General features: G+C 72.4%; 17 protein-coding genes. 13 read left to right on the forward strand and 4 right to left on the reverse strand.

The genetic code is table 11. The annotated features are described in order from the left end of the window. Positions 1-79: 79 nt before the first annotated feature. Both GRQ65_RS10980 and GRQ65_RS10985 read left to right on the forward strand, forming a co-directional pair. Positions 80-2104, forward strand: a complete 2025-nt coding sequence (locus tag GRQ65_RS10980; protein ID WP_160878016.1) for an acyl-CoA dehydrogenase family protein — start codon at positions 80-82, stop codon at positions 2102-2104. 5 nt (positions 2105-2109) lie between these two features. Then, the gene (locus GRQ65_RS10985) at positions 2110-2790 is read left to right on the forward strand and encodes a methyltransferase domain-containing protein (RefSeq protein ID WP_160878017.1); all 681 of its coding nucleotides are present in this window, start codon (positions 2110-2112) and stop codon (positions 2788-2790) included. A 467-nt stretch (positions 2791-3257) separates the two neighbouring features. Here GRQ65_RS10985 and GRQ65_RS10990 read toward each other — a convergent pair whose 3' ends face one another. Continuing rightward, a complete protein-coding gene (locus GRQ65_RS10990; protein WP_337191649.1) occupies positions 3258-3794 on the reverse strand; it encodes an inorganic diphosphatase in 537 nt (178 codons plus the stop codon). 134 nt (positions 3795-3928) lie between these two features. Between GRQ65_RS10990 and dacB the strand changes: the two genes are divergently transcribed. Genes dacB through GRQ65_RS11005 form a run of 3 tightly spaced genes read left to right on the forward strand, consistent with a single transcriptional unit; the run spans position 3929 to position 7042 of the window. Next, positions 3929-5434, forward strand: coding sequence for a D-alanyl-D-alanine carboxypeptidase/D-alanyl-D-alanine endopeptidase (gene dacB, locus GRQ65_RS10995; protein WP_160878018.1), 1506 nt, complete (start codon positions 3929-3931; stop codon positions 5432-5434). A gap of 18 nt (positions 5435-5452) precedes the next feature. Then, the gene (locus GRQ65_RS11000) at positions 5453-6346 is read left to right on the forward strand and encodes a hypothetical protein (RefSeq protein ID WP_160878019.1); all 894 of its coding nucleotides are present in this window, start codon (positions 5453-5455) and stop codon (positions 6344-6346) included. 48 nt (positions 6347-6394) lie between these two features. Continuing rightward, positions 6395-7042: a DUF2510 domain-containing protein gene (locus GRQ65_RS11005; RefSeq protein WP_160878020.1), complete on the forward strand. Its 648-nt coding sequence runs from the start codon at positions 6395-6397 to the stop codon at positions 7040-7042. Positions 7043-7193: 151 nt separating this feature from the next. Here GRQ65_RS11005 and GRQ65_RS11010 read toward each other — a convergent pair whose 3' ends face one another. Continuing rightward, entirely contained in the window at positions 7194-7607 is a 414-nt protein-coding gene (locus GRQ65_RS11010) for an SRPBCC family protein (RefSeq protein ID WP_160878021.1), read from the reverse strand. After that, positions 7607-8503, reverse strand: a complete 897-nt coding sequence (locus GRQ65_RS11015) for a phosphoribosylaminoimidazolesuccinocarboxamide synthase (protein ID WP_160878022.1) — start codon at positions 8501-8503, stop codon at positions 7607-7609. Before GRQ65_RS11015 ends, GRQ65_RS11010 begins: the two co-directional genes overlap by 1 nt. A 74-nt stretch (positions 8504-8577) precedes the next feature. On the opposite strand from GRQ65_RS11015, the gene GRQ65_RS11020 reads away from it, so the two are divergent. The 5 genes from GRQ65_RS11020 (at position 8578) to GRQ65_RS11040 (ending at position 12647) form a co-directional block, all read left to right on the forward strand. Then, positions 8578-9195: an HIT family protein gene (locus tag GRQ65_RS11020; RefSeq protein ID WP_160878023.1), complete on the forward strand. Its 618-nt coding sequence runs from the start codon at positions 8578-8580 to the stop codon at positions 9193-9195. Positions 9196-9374: 179 nt separating this feature from the next. Next, a complete protein-coding gene (locus GRQ65_RS11025; RefSeq protein ID WP_160878024.1) occupies positions 9375-9626 on the forward strand; it encodes a hypothetical protein in 252 nt (83 codons plus the stop codon). Positions 9627-9781: 155 nt separating this feature from the next. Continuing rightward, on the forward strand, positions 9782-10756 hold the full coding sequence (locus GRQ65_RS11030; RefSeq protein ID WP_160878025.1) for a sulfotransferase: 975 nt from the start codon (positions 9782-9784) through the stop codon (positions 10754-10756). Between the two features lie 33 nt (positions 10757-10789). Continuing rightward, positions 10790-12379 carry an AMP-binding protein gene (locus tag GRQ65_RS11035; protein ID WP_160878026.1) on the forward strand — a complete coding sequence of 530 codons (1590 nt, stop codon included), beginning with the start codon at positions 10790-10792 and terminating at the stop codon, positions 12377-12379. Between the two features lie 4 nt (positions 12380-12383). Beyond that, the gene (locus GRQ65_RS11040) at positions 12384-12647 is read left to right on the forward strand and encodes a hypothetical protein (protein WP_202387961.1); all 264 of its coding nucleotides are present in this window, start codon (positions 12384-12386) and stop codon (positions 12645-12647) included. Positions 12648-12859: 212 nt separating this feature from the next. Here GRQ65_RS11040 and GRQ65_RS11045 read toward each other — a convergent pair whose 3' ends face one another. Continuing rightward, positions 12860-13369 (reverse strand): YflT domain-containing protein, encoded by a 510-nt coding sequence (locus tag GRQ65_RS11045; protein WP_160878232.1) that lies wholly within the window; start codon positions 13367-13369, stop codon positions 12860-12862. Between the two features lie 105 nt (positions 13370-13474). Between GRQ65_RS11045 and GRQ65_RS11050 the strand changes: the two genes are divergently transcribed. Genes GRQ65_RS11050 through purQ form a run of 3 tightly spaced genes read left to right on the forward strand, consistent with a single transcriptional unit; the run spans position 13475 to position 14589 of the window. Continuing rightward, positions 13475-13639 (forward strand): hypothetical protein, encoded by a 165-nt coding sequence (locus GRQ65_RS11050; RefSeq protein ID WP_160878027.1) that lies wholly within the window; start codon positions 13475-13477, stop codon positions 13637-13639. Between the two features lie 9 nt (positions 13640-13648). After that, entirely contained in the window at positions 13649-13912 is a 264-nt protein-coding gene (purS, locus tag GRQ65_RS11055; protein ID WP_160878028.1) for a phosphoribosylformylglycinamidine synthase subunit PurS, read from the forward strand. Next, positions 13909-14589, forward strand: a complete 681-nt coding sequence (gene purQ / locus GRQ65_RS11060) for a phosphoribosylformylglycinamidine synthase subunit PurQ (protein WP_160878029.1) — start codon at positions 13909-13911, stop codon at positions 14587-14589. Before purS ends, purQ begins: the two co-directional genes overlap by 4 nt. Positions 14590-14792: the final 203 nt, after the last annotated feature.

The following is a 14792-nucleotide window of genomic DNA, read 5'->3' on the forward strand; positions in this document are numbered from 1 at the left end:
GAGGGGGCGTCGGGTGACGCCAGAGGGGCCGTGATCTGTTCCACGTGTGCGGCGTCGAACTCGTCAGTAGATTCGATCCATGGCGACCGACACCGCTCCGCCCACCGACCCCGCGATCGAGTCCGCACCGGAGACCGGTGCGGCGGAGCAGCTCGAGCGGCCGGGAGGCCGTCACGGTCTCCCGCAGGCCGAGGTCGACGTCGCGGCGCTGCGCGCCGTGCTCGACGGGAGGTACGCCGAGGTCCGAGACCTCGTGCGCCACAACCTGGTCGAGTACTCCTCGATCCTCGACGAGGCCGAGACGCTCGACCGCGACGCCTACCGCGGGCGCGTCAAGGAGGTCCTCGTCGAGATGGCCGCGACCGGCCAGACGGGCATGGGCTTCCCCGAGTCCTACGGCGGCGGCGGTGACGTCGGGGCGTCGTTCGCGGCGTTCGAGACCCTGGCCTTCGGCGACCTGTCGGTGCTCGTCAAGACCGGTGTGCAGTTCGGGCTGTTCGGCGGCGCGATCCTGCACCTCGGCACCGAGCGGCACCACGAGCGCTACCTCGAGGACCTGATCACCGGCAAGCTCCTCGGCTGTTTCGCCATGACCGAGACCGGCCACGGCTCCAACGTCCAGGCGCTCGGCACGGTCGCGACGTACGACGCCGAGGCGCGCGAGTTCGTCATCACCACGACCGAGCCGGACGCCAACAAGGACTACATCGGCAACGCCGCCGCCCACGGCGAGCTCGCCGTCGTCTTCGCCAACCTCGAGGTCGCGGGCGAGCGCCACGGGGTGCACGCCTTCGTCGTGCCGATCCGCGTCGAGGGCGAGCCGGCTCCCGGTGTGCGCATCGAGGACGACGGGCTGAAGATCGGCCTCAACGGAGTCGACAACGGCAAGCTGTGGTTCGACGGTGTCCGGGTGCCGCGCGAGGCGCTGCTCAACCGCTTCGCCGACGTGAGCGAGGACGGCACCTACTCCAGCGACATCGAGAACCCCAACCGCCGCTTCTTCACGATGCTCGGCACCCTCGTGCAGGGCCGGGTGTGCGTGGGCGGGGCCGGCATCAACGCCAGCAAGGTCGCGATCGCCATCGCGGTCCGCTACGCGCTGAAGCGACGCCAGTTCGAGGCGACCAGCCCCGACCAGGAGGACCTCCTCCTCGACTACGGCCAGCACCAGCGCCGCCTCTTCCCGCTGCTCGCGCAGACCTACGCGCTCCACTTCGCCCAGGAGGTCGTCGCGCAGCAGTGCCACGAGGTGTTCTCGGGTGAGCGCACCGACGAGAAGTTCCGTCGCGAGCTCGAGTCGCGCGCCGCCGGCACCAAGGCGCTCGGCACCTGGCACGCCACCCGCACGATCCAGGAGAGCCGCGAGGCGTGCGGCGGCGCCGGCTACATCGCCGAGAACCGCTTCGCCGCGCTCAAGGCCGACACTGACGTGTTCACGACGTTCGAGGGCGACAACACCGTCCTGCTGCAACTCGTGGCCAAGGGGCTGCTCACCGACTACTCCAGCGAGTTCGAGGAGATGGACCAGCTCGGAATGGTCCGCTTCGTGACGGGACTGGCCGTCGAGACGGTCGTCGAGAAGACGAACGTGCACAAGCTGCTCGAGCGCGTGCGCGACCTGCTCCCCGGCGGCGAACAGTGGGACCAGGAGGCAGGGATCCTCGACACCGACTACCAGCTGGCGATGCTGCGCTTCCGCGAGGAGCACATGCTCGCCGGCGTCGCGCGGCGCCTCAAGCGCGGCATCGACCAGGGCATGAACCCCGGCCAGGTCTTCTCCCGCGTGCAGGACCACGTCATCCACGCCGCCCGCGCCCACGTCGAGCGCCTTGTCGTCGAGGCCTTCGCCGACAAGGTGGCCTCGCTCGAGGACGGCTCGACCAAGGCCGCCCTGGGGCTGCTGCTCGACCTCCACGCCCTGAGCGTCATCGAGGCCGACCGCGCCTGGTGGATGGAGCACGGCCGCCTGACGACCGCCCGCTCCAAGGAGATCAGCCGGGCCATCAACTCCCTGTGCCGCCGGGTCCGCCCGGTCGCCCGCGAGCTCGTCGACGCCTTCGGGGTCCCCGAGGAGATGCTGCGCGCCCGCGACCTGGTCGGCTGAGCACCGTGCTCGGGCGCCTGACCTCGCTGCCCGGGCTGGGCGGGTGGGACCGCGACCCGTTGTGGAGCCACGTCTACGACTGGACGGTCGAGCACCGTCGCGTCGGCGGACTGCTCTGGGCGCTGACGGTGCAGAGCGACCTCGGGCTGCTGTACGACGCGGCCGCCGAGATCGGGCGGCTGCCGCGCGGCGCCCGGGTGCTCGACGTACCGTGCGGCGGCGGGGTCGCAGTGCGCGCGCTGCGACCCGGACAGGGCGTGGACTACGTCGCCGCCGACATCTCGGCGCTGATGCTGTCCCGCACCGCGGCGCTCGCCGCGTCACTCGGCGTGGGCGACCAGGTGCGGACCGTCCTGGAGGACGTCGGCGCGCTCGGTCACGACGACGGCAGCGTCGACCTCGTCGCGTCGTTCACCGGCCTGCACTGCTTCCCCGACCCGGAGCGCGCCGTCGTCGAGCTGACCCGGGTGCTGCGGGTCGGCGGCGTGCTCACCGGCAGTGCGATCCTCGACGACACCGGGCTGCGCTACGAGCCGATGCGCGTCGGTGGCCGCCTCTCCGGTCTGCTCGGCCCCGGCTGCACCCGCGCCCAGCTGCGCACCTGGCTCGCCCGCGGCGGCGTCGTCCACCCGGTCCTGCGCACCTCCGGGCCGGTCGTCTACTTCCGGGGAGTCCGCGAGGCCTGAGCCGGCGTCGTCCTCCGACAGTCGAGGACTGCAGTCACCCGGCGCACCACGAGCCGGGACTGTCGGGCTGAGCCCTCCACCCAGGGCGACCGTGCAGGATCGCAGTCATCTCGGGACACCAGACCTGCACAGATCGGGCGCCGCCCGTCCCCGTCACCGACAGTCGAGGTTTGCAGTCACCTGGCGCACCACGAGCCGGGACTGTCGGAGGTCCGGGCATCGACAGTCGAACTTCCGGACCACCAGGCGACCCCGGACGTTGCACTGTCGACGGCGGGCCGGGCCAAGGTGCCGAGCGGAGCCGACTGTGCAACGTCCGAGTCACCTGATGACCAGGAAGTTGCACGGTCCGGGCGGCGGCCGGGTCTGAAACCGACAGTCGAGCTTTCCGGTCACCGGGTGACCAGAAAGCTCGACTGTCGGTGCGACGGCGACCCGGTCTGGCCAGAGGGCCGAGGGCAGGAACCTCAGGCGTGACCGGGCTGGGAGGCGGGGGGCGGGTGAGGGGTGTTCTCGTGCCCGCCGGCCTCCTGGTAGCGCTGGAAGGAGGCGCGGACCTCGGCCTCGGCCTCGGCGCGGCCGACCCACTCGGCGCCCTCGACGGACTTGCCGGGCTCGAGGTCCTTGTAGACCTCGAAGAAGTGCTGGATCTCGAGGCGGTCGTACTTCGAGACGTGGCTGATGTCGCGCAGGTGCTCGAGGCGCGGGTCGGTGGAGGGGACGCAGAGGACCTTGTCGTCGCCGCCGGCCTCGTCGGTCATGCGGAACATGCCGATAGCGCGGCACATGATCAGGCAGCCGGGGAAGGTCGGCTCCTGGAGGATCACCAGGGCGTCGAGCGGGTCCCCGTCGAGGCCGAGGGTCTGCTCGATGTAGCCGTAGTCGGCGGGGTACTGCGTCGAGGTGAAGAGGGTCCGGTCGAGCCGGATCCGACCCGAATGGTGGTCGACCTCGTACTTGTTGCGCTGCCCCTTGGGGATCTCCACGAGGACGTCGAACTCCACGGCTACTCCTGATCTTCGCTGAATCTGCGCCGACGGCCCCGGCTGGTGCGCGGCGGCCGCGGTCGTGCGGTGATGGTCGGTGTCGTCACAGTCTCCCGCACAATGGTCGCGGTCTTGCACGGACGGGGGCTTCCTTGACGCAGAGTGACCGACGCCACTCCCGGCGCAGCCGCGACGAACGCGGCTGGGTCGGCCGCGCGCTCGCGTCCCTGCTGGTGCTCGCGCTCGTGTCCGCGGGGGTCGCCGCGTGGCGTCTCGACCTCGTCGAGCCGTGGTACGACCACTTCTTCGCCGACTCCCCGACCGCCCCGACGAGCCCTGCCGACGTCGCGCCGCCTCCTGGCCTCGAGCTCGCGCCGGTCGCGGCCCCGCCGGCGGTCGACACCGCGGTGACGCCGCCGGGCGCGCTCGACCCGGCGCTGGTCCAGCAGGCCCTCGCGCCCCTGCTGGCGGACGAGTCGCTCGGGCGCCACGTCGTCGCGGCGGTGAGCGACCTGACCGCCGCGGCCGACGCCCGCCCGCTCGTCTCGGTGGGCGACGGCGCCGCGGTGCCGGCGTCCACGACCAAGCTGCTCACCACGACCGCGGCGCTGGCCGCGCTCGGCCCGGAGACGCGGTTCACCACCCGCGTCGTCAGCACCGGCCCGGGCCGGATCGTGCTGGTCGGCGGCGGCGACCCCTACCTCGCCTCCGCGCCCGCGTCGAGGAGCACCTACCCCGAGCGCGCCGACGTCGTGACGCTCGCGGAGCAGACGGCTGCGGCGCTCCAGCAGCAGGGCCGCACCAAGGTGCGCCTCGGCTACGACGACTCGATGTTCAGCGAGCCGGCGTTCAACCCCGCCTGGCCGGCGCACTACCTCCCCGAGGACGTCGTCTCGTCGATCACCGCGCTGTGGGTCGACGAGGGCCGCGCCGAGCAGGGCTCGCCGGTCCGCTCGGAGGACCCGGCGCTCGCCGCGGCGCAGACGTACGCCGACGCGCTCGTCGCGCAGGGCATCCGCGTCGTCGGCACGCCGACGCGCGGGGTCGCCAGCGGCGGCACCGACCTGGCCTCCGTGCAGTCGGCGCCGCTGCGCGAGATCGTCCAGCACGTGCTCGAGGTCAGCGACAACGAGGCGGCGGAGGTGCTCTCGCACCAGGTCGGGTTCGCGGTGAGCGGCACGGCGTCGTTCGAGGCCGGTGCGGCCGCGGTGCTGTCGACCCTGCAGGGCCTCGGCGTGCCGCTCGAGGGCGTGCAGCTCTTCGACGGCAGCGGCCTGTCGCGGCAGAACCGGATCACCCCGGCCGCGCTCGTCGGCGTGCTCCGCGCCGCCGTCGACCCGAGCCGCCCCCAGCTCGACGCGGTGGCGCAGGGGCTCCCGGTGGCGGGGTGGAGCGGCTCGCTCACCAACCGCTTCGACCTCGCCTACCCGCAGGCGCGTGGGCTGGTGCGCGCCAAGACCGGCACGCTCAGCAACGTCAGCAGTCTGGCCGGCATCGCCGTCGACCAGCAGGGCCACCTGATGCTGTTCGCGCTGATGGCCGACCGGATCGCCGACATCGACGAGACCAAGGCGCAGCACGCCCTCGACGCCGCCGCCGGCGCGCTCGCGGCGTGCAGCTGCGGCGCGGTCGCCGCGACCCCAAACTCCACCGGTTGAGTCGACTATGCTGGCGGCGTGACCGTCGAGACCCTGCCGCTGCCGACCACCGACGAGGTCGAGGTCGTCGTCCCGGCGCCCGGTGAGGGCCCCGGCAACTGGTCCGGCGCTGCGTCGGCGGTGCTCGTCGACGGCGTCTTCTGGCTCACCTACCGCGTGCGTCGACCGCTGACCGAGGGCCGCGGTGTGTCCGTCGTGGTCGCCCGGTCCGACGACGGCGTGCGGTTCGAGCCGGTGACGGAGGTGCACCGCGACGCCTTCGGCTGCGAGTCGTTCGAGCGGCCGGTGCTCGTGCCCGTCCCGGGCGCCGGGTGGCGGCTCTACCTCTCCTGCGCGACGTACGACTCCAAGCACTGGTGGGTCGACTCTCTCACCGCCGCGAGCGTCGAGGAGCTGCCCTCGGGCACGCGCCAGGTCGTGCTGCCCGGCGACGACGAGGTCGCGGTCAAGGACCCCGTGGTCACCGCCCCGGACGCCCCTGGCGGTGACTGGGTGATGTGGCTGTGCTGCCACCCGCTCACCGACCCCGGCCACGAGGACCGGATGACGACCCGCCGGCTGACCTCGCCCGACGGCCTCGTCTGGACCGACCGCGGTGAGGTGCTCGCCGGACGGCCCGGCGCGTGGGACGCGCGCGGCGCACGGGTCGCGACCGTGCTCACCCGCGACCCGCTCACCGTGCTGTACGACGGCCGCCCGGACGCCGCGTCGAACTGGTACGAGACGACCGGCGTCGCCCGCTGGGACGGCACCCGCCTCGTCGCCACCGACGACGAGCCGATCGCCTCGCCGCACTCCGACGGCGCCTGGCGCTACGCGAGCGCCGTCCCGCTGCCGGACGGCCGCACCCGCTTCTACGTCGAGGCGGCGCGTCCCGACGGCGCGCACGACCTGGTCACGCTCGTCCGCTGACGATCACGACCCTCGCCCCCGCGGCGGTCCCTCTGCCAGGCTGAGCCCGTGACGCAGACACCGGCGGGGTGGTACGCCGACCCCCAGGACGCGACCCAGCTGCGCTGGTGGGACGGCGCGGCGTGGACCGAGCACTGCTCGCCCAGGCCGGCGACGACCACCGACCAGCTCAGCGCGGCGGGCGCGCAGCTCGCCGACGGGGTGGCCAAGGGCTTCACCGCGCTCGGGAAGTGGGTCAACCAGAACACCTCGCTGGGCTCGCAGACGCCGACCTTCGCCTCGGTCGCCGCCTCGTGCGGCGACGAGCCGCCGCGCCACCCGCTGTCGGCGAGCGCCGAGCTCGTCGTCGCGCCGGCCGACCTGCCCCGCATCGCCGGGGTGTACGCCGCCACGGGGGTCGCGCCCACGCCCGAGGGCACCGAGCTCGAGGGGCAGGTGGTGCGGCTGGTGCCGAACCCCTGGGACCCCGCCGCGCCGAACGGCGTCGCCGTGCTCGTCGGGCCCGCGCAGGTCGGACGGCTGCCCGCGGACCTCGAGGCGGCGTACTGCCCACCGCTGGCGCAGCTGACCACGCGCCGGCTGCTCGCCACCGGGACGGCTCGGCTCTGGGCGCGCGTGCAGGTGCCCGGCGGCCCCGTGACCGAGGCCCGGGTGAGCGTCAGGCTGCCCGAGGTCAGCGCAATGAGCGACGTCTAGGAGACTGCTGATCAATGGCAAGGGGCGGCGTCAGCCCCGCCCCGGCACGCACCCGAGCGGCTTCTCCTCAGTCGCCGTGCCTCCGGCACGGCTCCCTCGTCGGCACCACTCGTGCACGCACCGGGACGACGCTGCCATCCACCCCCATTGATCAGCAGCCTCCCAGGATCTTCGCGGCCTTCCTGAGGTCGAGGCCGACCGCCGGCACCGAGGCGGCGGTCGCGAGGAGCCCGATCGGACCGAGGGCGACGATGCGGAACCGGTAGGCCACGGTGCAGCCCTGCGGCGCCGGCTCGAAGGTCAGCGTCAGGTCGGCGCGCACGAAGCGCCAGGTGCCCGACTCCGACCAGCGCGAGGGGCGGTCGAGCTCGGTCGTGCGCATCTGCGGCTTGAGACCGGGGACGGTCTCGTCGACCCAGGTCTGGCCGACGGCGACCGGGCCGCTGATCGCGGAGACCCGCGCCAGCGACGACTGCCACTCCGGCCGGTTGGCGGGGTCGGCGAGGTAGTCGAAGGCGACCTCGCGCGGGACCGGGAAGGAGACCTTCGCGCCCAGGCCCGGCATCAGAACCGCTCCCCGGTCAGGAGCTCGTAGGCCTCGACGTACCTCGCGCGCGTGCGCTCCACGACCTCCGGCGGCAGCGGGGGAGGGGCCTCCCCGGAGGCGCGGTCCCAGCCGGACTCGGCCGAGAGCGCCCAGTTGCGCACGATCTGCTTGTCGTACGACGGCTGCGCGCGGCCCGGCGTCCACGCGTCGGCCGGCCAGAACCGCGACGAGTCCGGGGTCAGCACCTCGTCGCCGAGCACCGTCGTGCCGTCGGGTCGCGCGCCGAACTCCAGCTTGGTGTCGGCCAGCACGATCCCGCGCTCGCGCGCGATGCCCTCGGCCCGGGCGTAGACCCGCAGCGTGAGGTCGCGCAGCTCGGCTGCCTGCTCGGCGCCGACGGTCGCGACGACGGCGTCGAAGTCGACGTTCTCGTCGTGCTCGCCCAGCTCGGCCTTGGTCGCCGGGGTGAAGATCGGCTCCGGCAGCCGGCTGCCGTCGACGAGGCCCGGCGGCAGCGGGACGCCGCAGACCTCACCGGTGGCGTCGTAGTCGAGCAGCCCCGAGCCGGTGAGGTAGCCCCGGGCCACGCACTCGACGGGGTGCATCGCGAGCCGCTCGCACACGACCGCGCGGCCCACGACGGAGGCCGGTACGTCGGTCGACAGCACGTGGTGGGGCACCAGGTCGGCGAGCTGGTCGAACCACCACAGTGAGAGCCGGGTCAGCACCTCGCCCTTGTCGGGGATGGTCGAGTCGAGCACGAAGTCGAAGATGGAGATCCGGTCGCTGGCGACCATCAGGAGCTGACCGGCGTGCGGGCCCTCGGTCAGCTCGTAGAGGTCGCGCACCTTGCCCGAGTGCAGGTGGCGCGCGCCGTCGATCTCGGGTGCGGGCGGGAGCGAGAGGTCGGCCACGACACCAGGGTATTGACCCCTGCGGGTGGGGCCCGCGGTGCGGCCCGTCCGTGGACCCTGAGAGGGTGAGGGGCATGGCCGAGACTGCCGAGCAGGTCCACGCCCGAGTCCTCGACGCTGCGGGGAGCGGCCACCTGCCGATGCCACCGCAGGGCGGCTGGGACGTGTTCCCGTGGACGGTGGTCGACGGGCAGATCGTCCCGCGGCAGCTGCCGCCGCCGGCCGACGAGGCGCCGCGCTGGGGTGAGAGCCCCGACAAGCCGTGCGGGCTGTGCGCCAACGGCGCCGATCCCGAGCGGATCGTGTGGGAGGACGAGCACTGGACGCTCTCCCACCCCGGCGGTCCCAGCGGCCTGCCGGTCGTCCTGATGCTCGAGCCGCGCGAGCACCTCGACTTCGGCCAGCTCGACGACGACCTCGCCTCGGAGTACGGCCGCATCACCAACCGGCTCGTGCGCATCATCGAGGCGCTGCCCAACATCGGCCGCTGCCACACGATGCGCATCGGCGACGGCGGGGCCCACATGCACATCTGGTTCCTCGGCCGCACCGCCCGGCTCTCCACGGTGCTCGGCTCGCCGACGACCGAATGGGACGACATCATCCCGCCGGGCCCCGAGGACGTCTGGCGCGAGGACCTCCGCGCCATCGCGACCAAGCTCGCCAACTGGGGCGGCGACGCCCGCGCCTGACGCGCCGCGGCGGCCGCACCTGCCGCCCGTCCCGGCGCGGGTCCGACGCCGCTCCCGGTGGATCCTCCCGGCGCTGCTCGCCGGGCTCGTCGTGCTGCTCGCCGGCGCGGGAGCCGGCGCCGCTGGAGTCCAGGACGGTCGGCAGCTTCGGCCAGGGCGTCCTGTGGGCCGTCGCGCTGATGACCACCGCGGGCTACATCCACGGCCCGCCCGAGACCACCGGCGGACTCGTGCTGTCGGTGGGGCTGATGGTCGTCGGCTTCCTGATGCTCTCGCTGGTCAGCGCCGCTCTCGCCGCGATCTTCGTGCGCGACGACACCGAGACCAGCGACGAGCGCGAGGCCTCCCGCGACGAGGAGATCCTCGCGCGCCTCGACGACCTCGCCGCCCGGCTCGACGCCCACGAGCGCCGCCTCCCGCCGCAGGACTGATTCTCGTGGCCCTCGCCGCGGTGGTTGAGGAAGGACGAAGTCCTGTCTCGAAACCACGTCCGCCGATGGGGTTTCGAGCAGCCGTAGCCGGCCTCCTCAACCAGCGGCGGGTGGCTCTTGCCATCAATGTCTACTGACCTACTAGACTCAATCCCGTGCGCCAGCCCCGCCCGGACTTCCTCATCATCGGCGCGCCCAAGGCCGGCACGACGGCGCTGCACGCCGCGCTCACGCTCCACCCCGCGGTGTTCACGACGACGCCCAAGGAGCCGAAGTACTGGATGTGCGGCGACGCCCCGCCGCCGCACTGGGTCGGCCCGGGCGACGCGCACTCCCAGCAGGAGTGGGTGTGGCGGCTCTCGGACTACGAGCGGCTCTTCGAGCCTGCCGGCGAGCACCAGGTGCGCGGCGAGAGCACGCCGTTCTACCTGTGGTCCTACCCCGCGCAGCGACGGATCGCCGAGCACCTGCCGCACGTGAAGCTGATCGCGGTGGTCCGCGACCCGGTCGACCGCGCGTACAGCAACTGGATGCACCTGTGGTCCGACGGCCTCGAGCCCGTGGGGGACTTCGAGGTGGCGTTCGGCAAGCAGCCCGAGCGCATCGATGCCGGGTGGGCGCCGTTCTGGCGCTACCGCGACCTCGGGTTCTACGGCCGCCAGCTCGAGCACCTCTACCGCTACGTCGACCCCGAGCGGGTGCTGGTCGTGCGCTACCGCGACATCGTCGAGGCGCCACGCGCCACCGTCGACCGGGTCTGCGCGTTCCTCGGCATCGAGGGGACCGGCCTCGAGTCGATCCCGCGCGACAACGTCCACACCTACGCCGAGCCGGGGTGGCGCACCGACGTGCTCGGACCGGTCGTGCGGGCGGGTGCGTGGCTGGGCCAGTTCGCCCCGCCGGAGGTCTGGCGCCGGGTCAGCGAGCCGCTGATCGGCCAGCTCGCCACCGGCAGCGCCCACCGCCCGCGGCTCGACCCGGCCGTCCGCGCGCGGCTGGTCCACCACTTCGCCGACGACATCGCGCTGCTCGGCGAGCTGACCGGCGAGGACTTCTCGCAGTGGCTCTCCGCGGAGGCGCGGGGCTCGTTCTCGGAGCGAGCTGCTGACGCGCCTGTGACCGGCCAGTAGGTTTGCCTCACCCACACCAGTGACGGAGGCCACGTGTCCGCGACGTTCAACCTCGCCAGCCTGCTCGACGACAGCGCCGAGAAGTACGCCGAGAGGGAGGCGATCGTCTTCCCGGCCGCCGGCGCCCGGCTGACCTACGCGCAGCTGCGCGGCGCGGCCGACCAGGTCGCCAACCTGCTCGCCAGCCGCGGCATCCAGCCCGGCGACAAGGTCGCGCTGAGCTGCGCCAACCTGCCCTACTTCTCGATCGTCTACTGGGGCATCCTCAAGGCCGGCGCCACCGTCGTCCCGCTCAACGTGCTGCTCAAGGGCCGCGAGGTGGCCTACCACCTCGCCGACTCCGACGCGAAGGCCTACTTCTGCTTCCAGGGCACCCCCGAGCTGCCGATCGGTCAGGAGGGCCACGCCGGCTTCGAGCAGACGCCCGGCTGCGAGCACTTCTTCCTCATCACCGTCGACCCGTCGGCGCCCAGCCCCATCGAGGGCACCGAGACCCTCGGTCAGGCCGTGGCCGAGCAGTCGCCGCGCTTCGAGACCGTCGGGACCGACGAGGACGACACCGCGGTCATCCTCTACACCTCCGGCACGACCGGCCAGCCCAAGGGCGCCGAGCTGCGCCACCGCAACATGCGCGACAACGCGCTCGCCGGTGCCGACATCTTCGGCGCCGACGCCGAGAAGCCCGACACGTTCCTGTGCGTGCTGCCGCTGTTCCACTCCTTCGGCCAGACCGTCATCCAGAACGCCGGCGTGGCGTTCGGCGGCACCGTCGTGATGCTGCCGCGCTTCGAGGCCGGCCCCGCGCTGCAGCTCATGCAGTCGGAGGGCGTGACGTTCTTCGCCGGCGTGCCGACGATGTACTGGGGCCTGCTCGGCGCGCTCAAGGAGGCCGGCGACTCCGTCGACGTCACCCAGATCGCGAAGCAGCTCCGCGTCGCCGCGGCCGGCGGCTCGGCCCTGCCGGTCGAGGTGCACAAGAACTTCGAGGAGAAGTTCGGCGTCACGATCCTGGAGGGCTACGGCCTGTCCGAGACCTCGCCCGTGGCGTCGTTCTCGGTGTACGGCGAGCCGCCGCGCGTCGGCTCGATCGGCAAGCCGATCCCCGGGGTCGAGATGAAGCTGATCGAGCCGGAGTCGTGGGAGGAGGTCAACGCCGACGACAGCGACCCCGACGCGGTCGGCGAGATCGCCATCAAGGGCCACAACATCATGAAGGGCTACTACGGCCGCCCCGAGGCGACCGACGAGGCGATCCAGGACGGCTGGTTCCGCTCCGGCGACCTCGGCCGCCGCGACGCCGACGGCTGGTACTACATCGTCGACCGGTCCAAGGACATGATCATCCGCGGCGGCTACAACGTGTACCCCCGCGAGATCGAGGAGGTGCTGATGTCGCACCCCGCGGTCTCCCTGGCCGCCGTGATCGGCGTACCCCACGACTCGCACGGCGAGGAGGTCAAGGCCGTCGTCATCCTCGAGGACGGCGCCGAGCTCACCGAGGACGAGCTGGTCGCCTGGTCGAAGGAGCAGATGGCGGGCTACAAGTACCCGCGCATCGTGGAGTTCGTGCCGCAGCTTCCGATGACCGCGACGGGCAAGATCCTCAAGCGCGAGCTGTCCTGAGGTCGTGGGCTCGATCACCCGCTCGATCACCCTCGGCCGGGTCGCCGGCGTCGTCATCGGCCTGCTGATGATCGTCGTCGGCGTCCTCTGGACCGCTCAGGGGCTGGGCTGGGTCGAGGGCTCCTCGATGAGCGGCTCCGGCACCTGGGCGGTGCTCGGCCCCCTCGTGGCCGGCCTCGGCCTCGGGCTGGTCATCTCGATCGTCCAGCGTGCCCGTCAGCAGCGGCTCGCCTCCGAGCTGGACCGGGAGCGGTACGGGCAGAGGTAGCGCAGGCCACCAGTTTCACCGGGTACCCGGTGAAACTGGTGCTCCCCGCACGAAGTTTCGTGAGGGAAGCGCGAGTTCGGTCGGGTCAGTGTGCTGCGGCGGCCGGCTGGGCGCTCATCGCCGACTGCCGTGACAGAACTGGCGCTTCCCGTACGAAGTTTCGTGTGGGAAGCGTGAGTTCCACCGGGTACCCGGTGAAACTCATGCCCGGGTCAGGCGAACGGGTTCGGCGTCCCGCCGGGGAGCTGGGCGAGCAGCTCGCGGGCCTGAGCGGCGCTCTTGTGCTCGACGAGCACCTCGTACTTCGTGGCGACGACCTGGGTGACCGAGGAGAAGTCGCGCTGGCCGCGGGTGGCGGCGTAGCCGACGAGGGCCCAGATGATGCCGAAGGCGCCACCGAAGATGGTGGTCGCGACGACCGTGGTCCAGAAGCTCTCCCCGTCGGAGAACAGCGAGAGCACGAGGCCGACGAAGACACCGAGCCACAGCCCCGAGAGCAGGCCGCCCACCGCGACACGGGAGGTGGTGAGCCGCCCGGTGATGCGCTCGATCCGCTTCAGGTCGGTGCCGACGATCATGCACTGCTCGACCGGGAACTTGCTGTCGGAGAGGAAGTCCACGGCCTTCTGCGCGGCGGCGTAGTCGTCGTAGACGGCCAGCGACTGCGGGAAGTCCAGCCCCAGCGGAGAGGTGCCCGGTCGACCCGGTGCCGGCGTGCCCATGCCCATGCTCATGACGCCAGTCTGCCCGAGGCCCCTGTGCGTTGCCTGTGAGCCCGACCGCTCGCTCTCAGCCTCCGCACGGGTTCGGCCGTCACCCTGGCGGTCATGACCCCTCGCCGCCGCGTCCTGCACACCGCCGGCCTGACCGCCTCGGCGGTCGTGCTGGCCCTGTCGGCCCAGGTGGCGGCCCAGGCCGACGACGCGGCCCCGCCCTCGGCGTACGGCGATGCGACCATCCTCGATCCCGACGACGGGGGCGACACGGCTTAGGATCGGCGCGTGCCCAAGGTCGTCGTCGACGTCATGCCCAAGCCCGAGATCCTCGACCCCCAGGGCAAGGCGGTGCTCGGAGCGCTGCCCCGCCTCGGGTTCCAGGGGGTCGTCGACGTGCGTCAGGGCAAGCGCTTCGAGCTCGAGGTCGCCGGTGAGGTGACCGACGCGGTGCTCGCCCAGGTGCACGAGATGGCCGAGACGCTGCTGTCCAACCCCGTGATCGAGAACTTCGAGGTCCGCGTCGAGCAGGGCGTGGAGCAGAGCGCGTGAAGATCGGCGTCGTCACCTTCCCGGGCTCGCTCGACGACGTCGACGCCCAGCGCGCGGTGCGCATCGGCGGCCACGAGGCCGTCGCGCTCTGGCACGGCGACCACGACCTGCGCGGCGTCGACGCCGTGGTGCTGCCGGGCGGGTTCTCCTACGGCGACTACCTGCGCTGCGGCGCGATCTCCCGCTTCTCGCCGGTGATGAGCGAGGTGATCGAGGCGGCCGGACGCGGTATGCCGGTGCTGGGCATCTGCAACGGCTTCCAGATCCTCTGCGAGTCGCACCTGCTCCCCGGCGCGCTGATCCGCAACGACCACCGCCGCTTCGTCTGCCGCGACCAGCGCCTGCGCATCGAGAACGCCTCGACCGCGTGGACCTCGGCCTACGCCGAGGGCGACGAGATCACCATCGTGCTCAAGAACGGCGAGGGCGGCTTCGTCGCCGACGAGGCGACCCTCGACCGGCTCGAGGGGGAGGGGCAGGTCGTGGCCCGCTACCTCGACGGCAACCCCAACGGCTCGCTGCGCGACATCGCCGGCATCACCAACGCCCGCGGCAACGTCGTCGGCCTGATGCCCCACCCCGAGCACTGCGTCGAGGAGCTCACCGGTGCCGGCACCGACGGCATCGGCTTCTTCACCTCGCTCACCGCCGACTGGCTGGCCACCGTCTCCGCCTGAGCCCGCACGCCGACCCGGCGCAGAGTGCTGCTGGACGTACGCCGACCCGGCGCAGAGTGCTGCTGGACGTACGCCGACCCGGCGCAGAGTGCTGCTGGTTGTACGCCGACCCGGCGCAGAGTGCGGCTGCGAAGGCATCGACCCGGCGCAGAGTGCTGAGGATTCCTCAGCACTTCATGCCGGGTCGGCGTACGTCTGACAGC

Origin of the sequence: Nocardioides flavescens, from assembly GCF_009823805.1 — a bacterium.
GTDB lineage: Bacteria > Actinomycetota > Actinomycetes > Propionibacteriales > Nocardioidaceae > Nocardioides > Nocardioides flavescens.

What these genes read in the sequence shown, in the direction of transcription:
- GRQ65_RS10980 (WP_160878016.1), top strand. Translation starts at nt 80, where the DNA reads ATGGCGACCGACACCGCTCCGCCCACCGACCCCGCGATCGAGTCCGCA.
- GRQ65_RS11010 (WP_160878021.1), bottom strand. Translation starts at nt 7,607, where the DNA reads ATGCCGGGCCTGGGCGCGAAGGTCTCCTTCCCGGTCCCGCGCGAGGTC.
- GRQ65_RS11020 (WP_160878023.1), top strand. Translation starts at nt 8,578, where the DNA reads ATGGCCGAGACTGCCGAGCAGGTCCACGCCCGAGTCCTCGACGCTGCG.
- GRQ65_RS11025 (WP_160878024.1), top strand. Translation starts at nt 9,375, where the DNA reads ATGACCACCGCGGGCTACATCCACGGCCCGCCCGAGACCACCGGCGGA.
- GRQ65_RS11045 (WP_160878232.1), bottom strand. Translation starts at nt 13,369, where the DNA reads ATGGGCACGCCGGCACCGGGTCGACCGGGCACCTCTCCGCTGGGGCTG.
- GRQ65_RS11050 (WP_160878027.1), top strand. Translation starts at nt 13,475, where the DNA reads ATGACCCCTCGCCGCCGCGTCCTGCACACCGCCGGCCTGACCGCCTCG.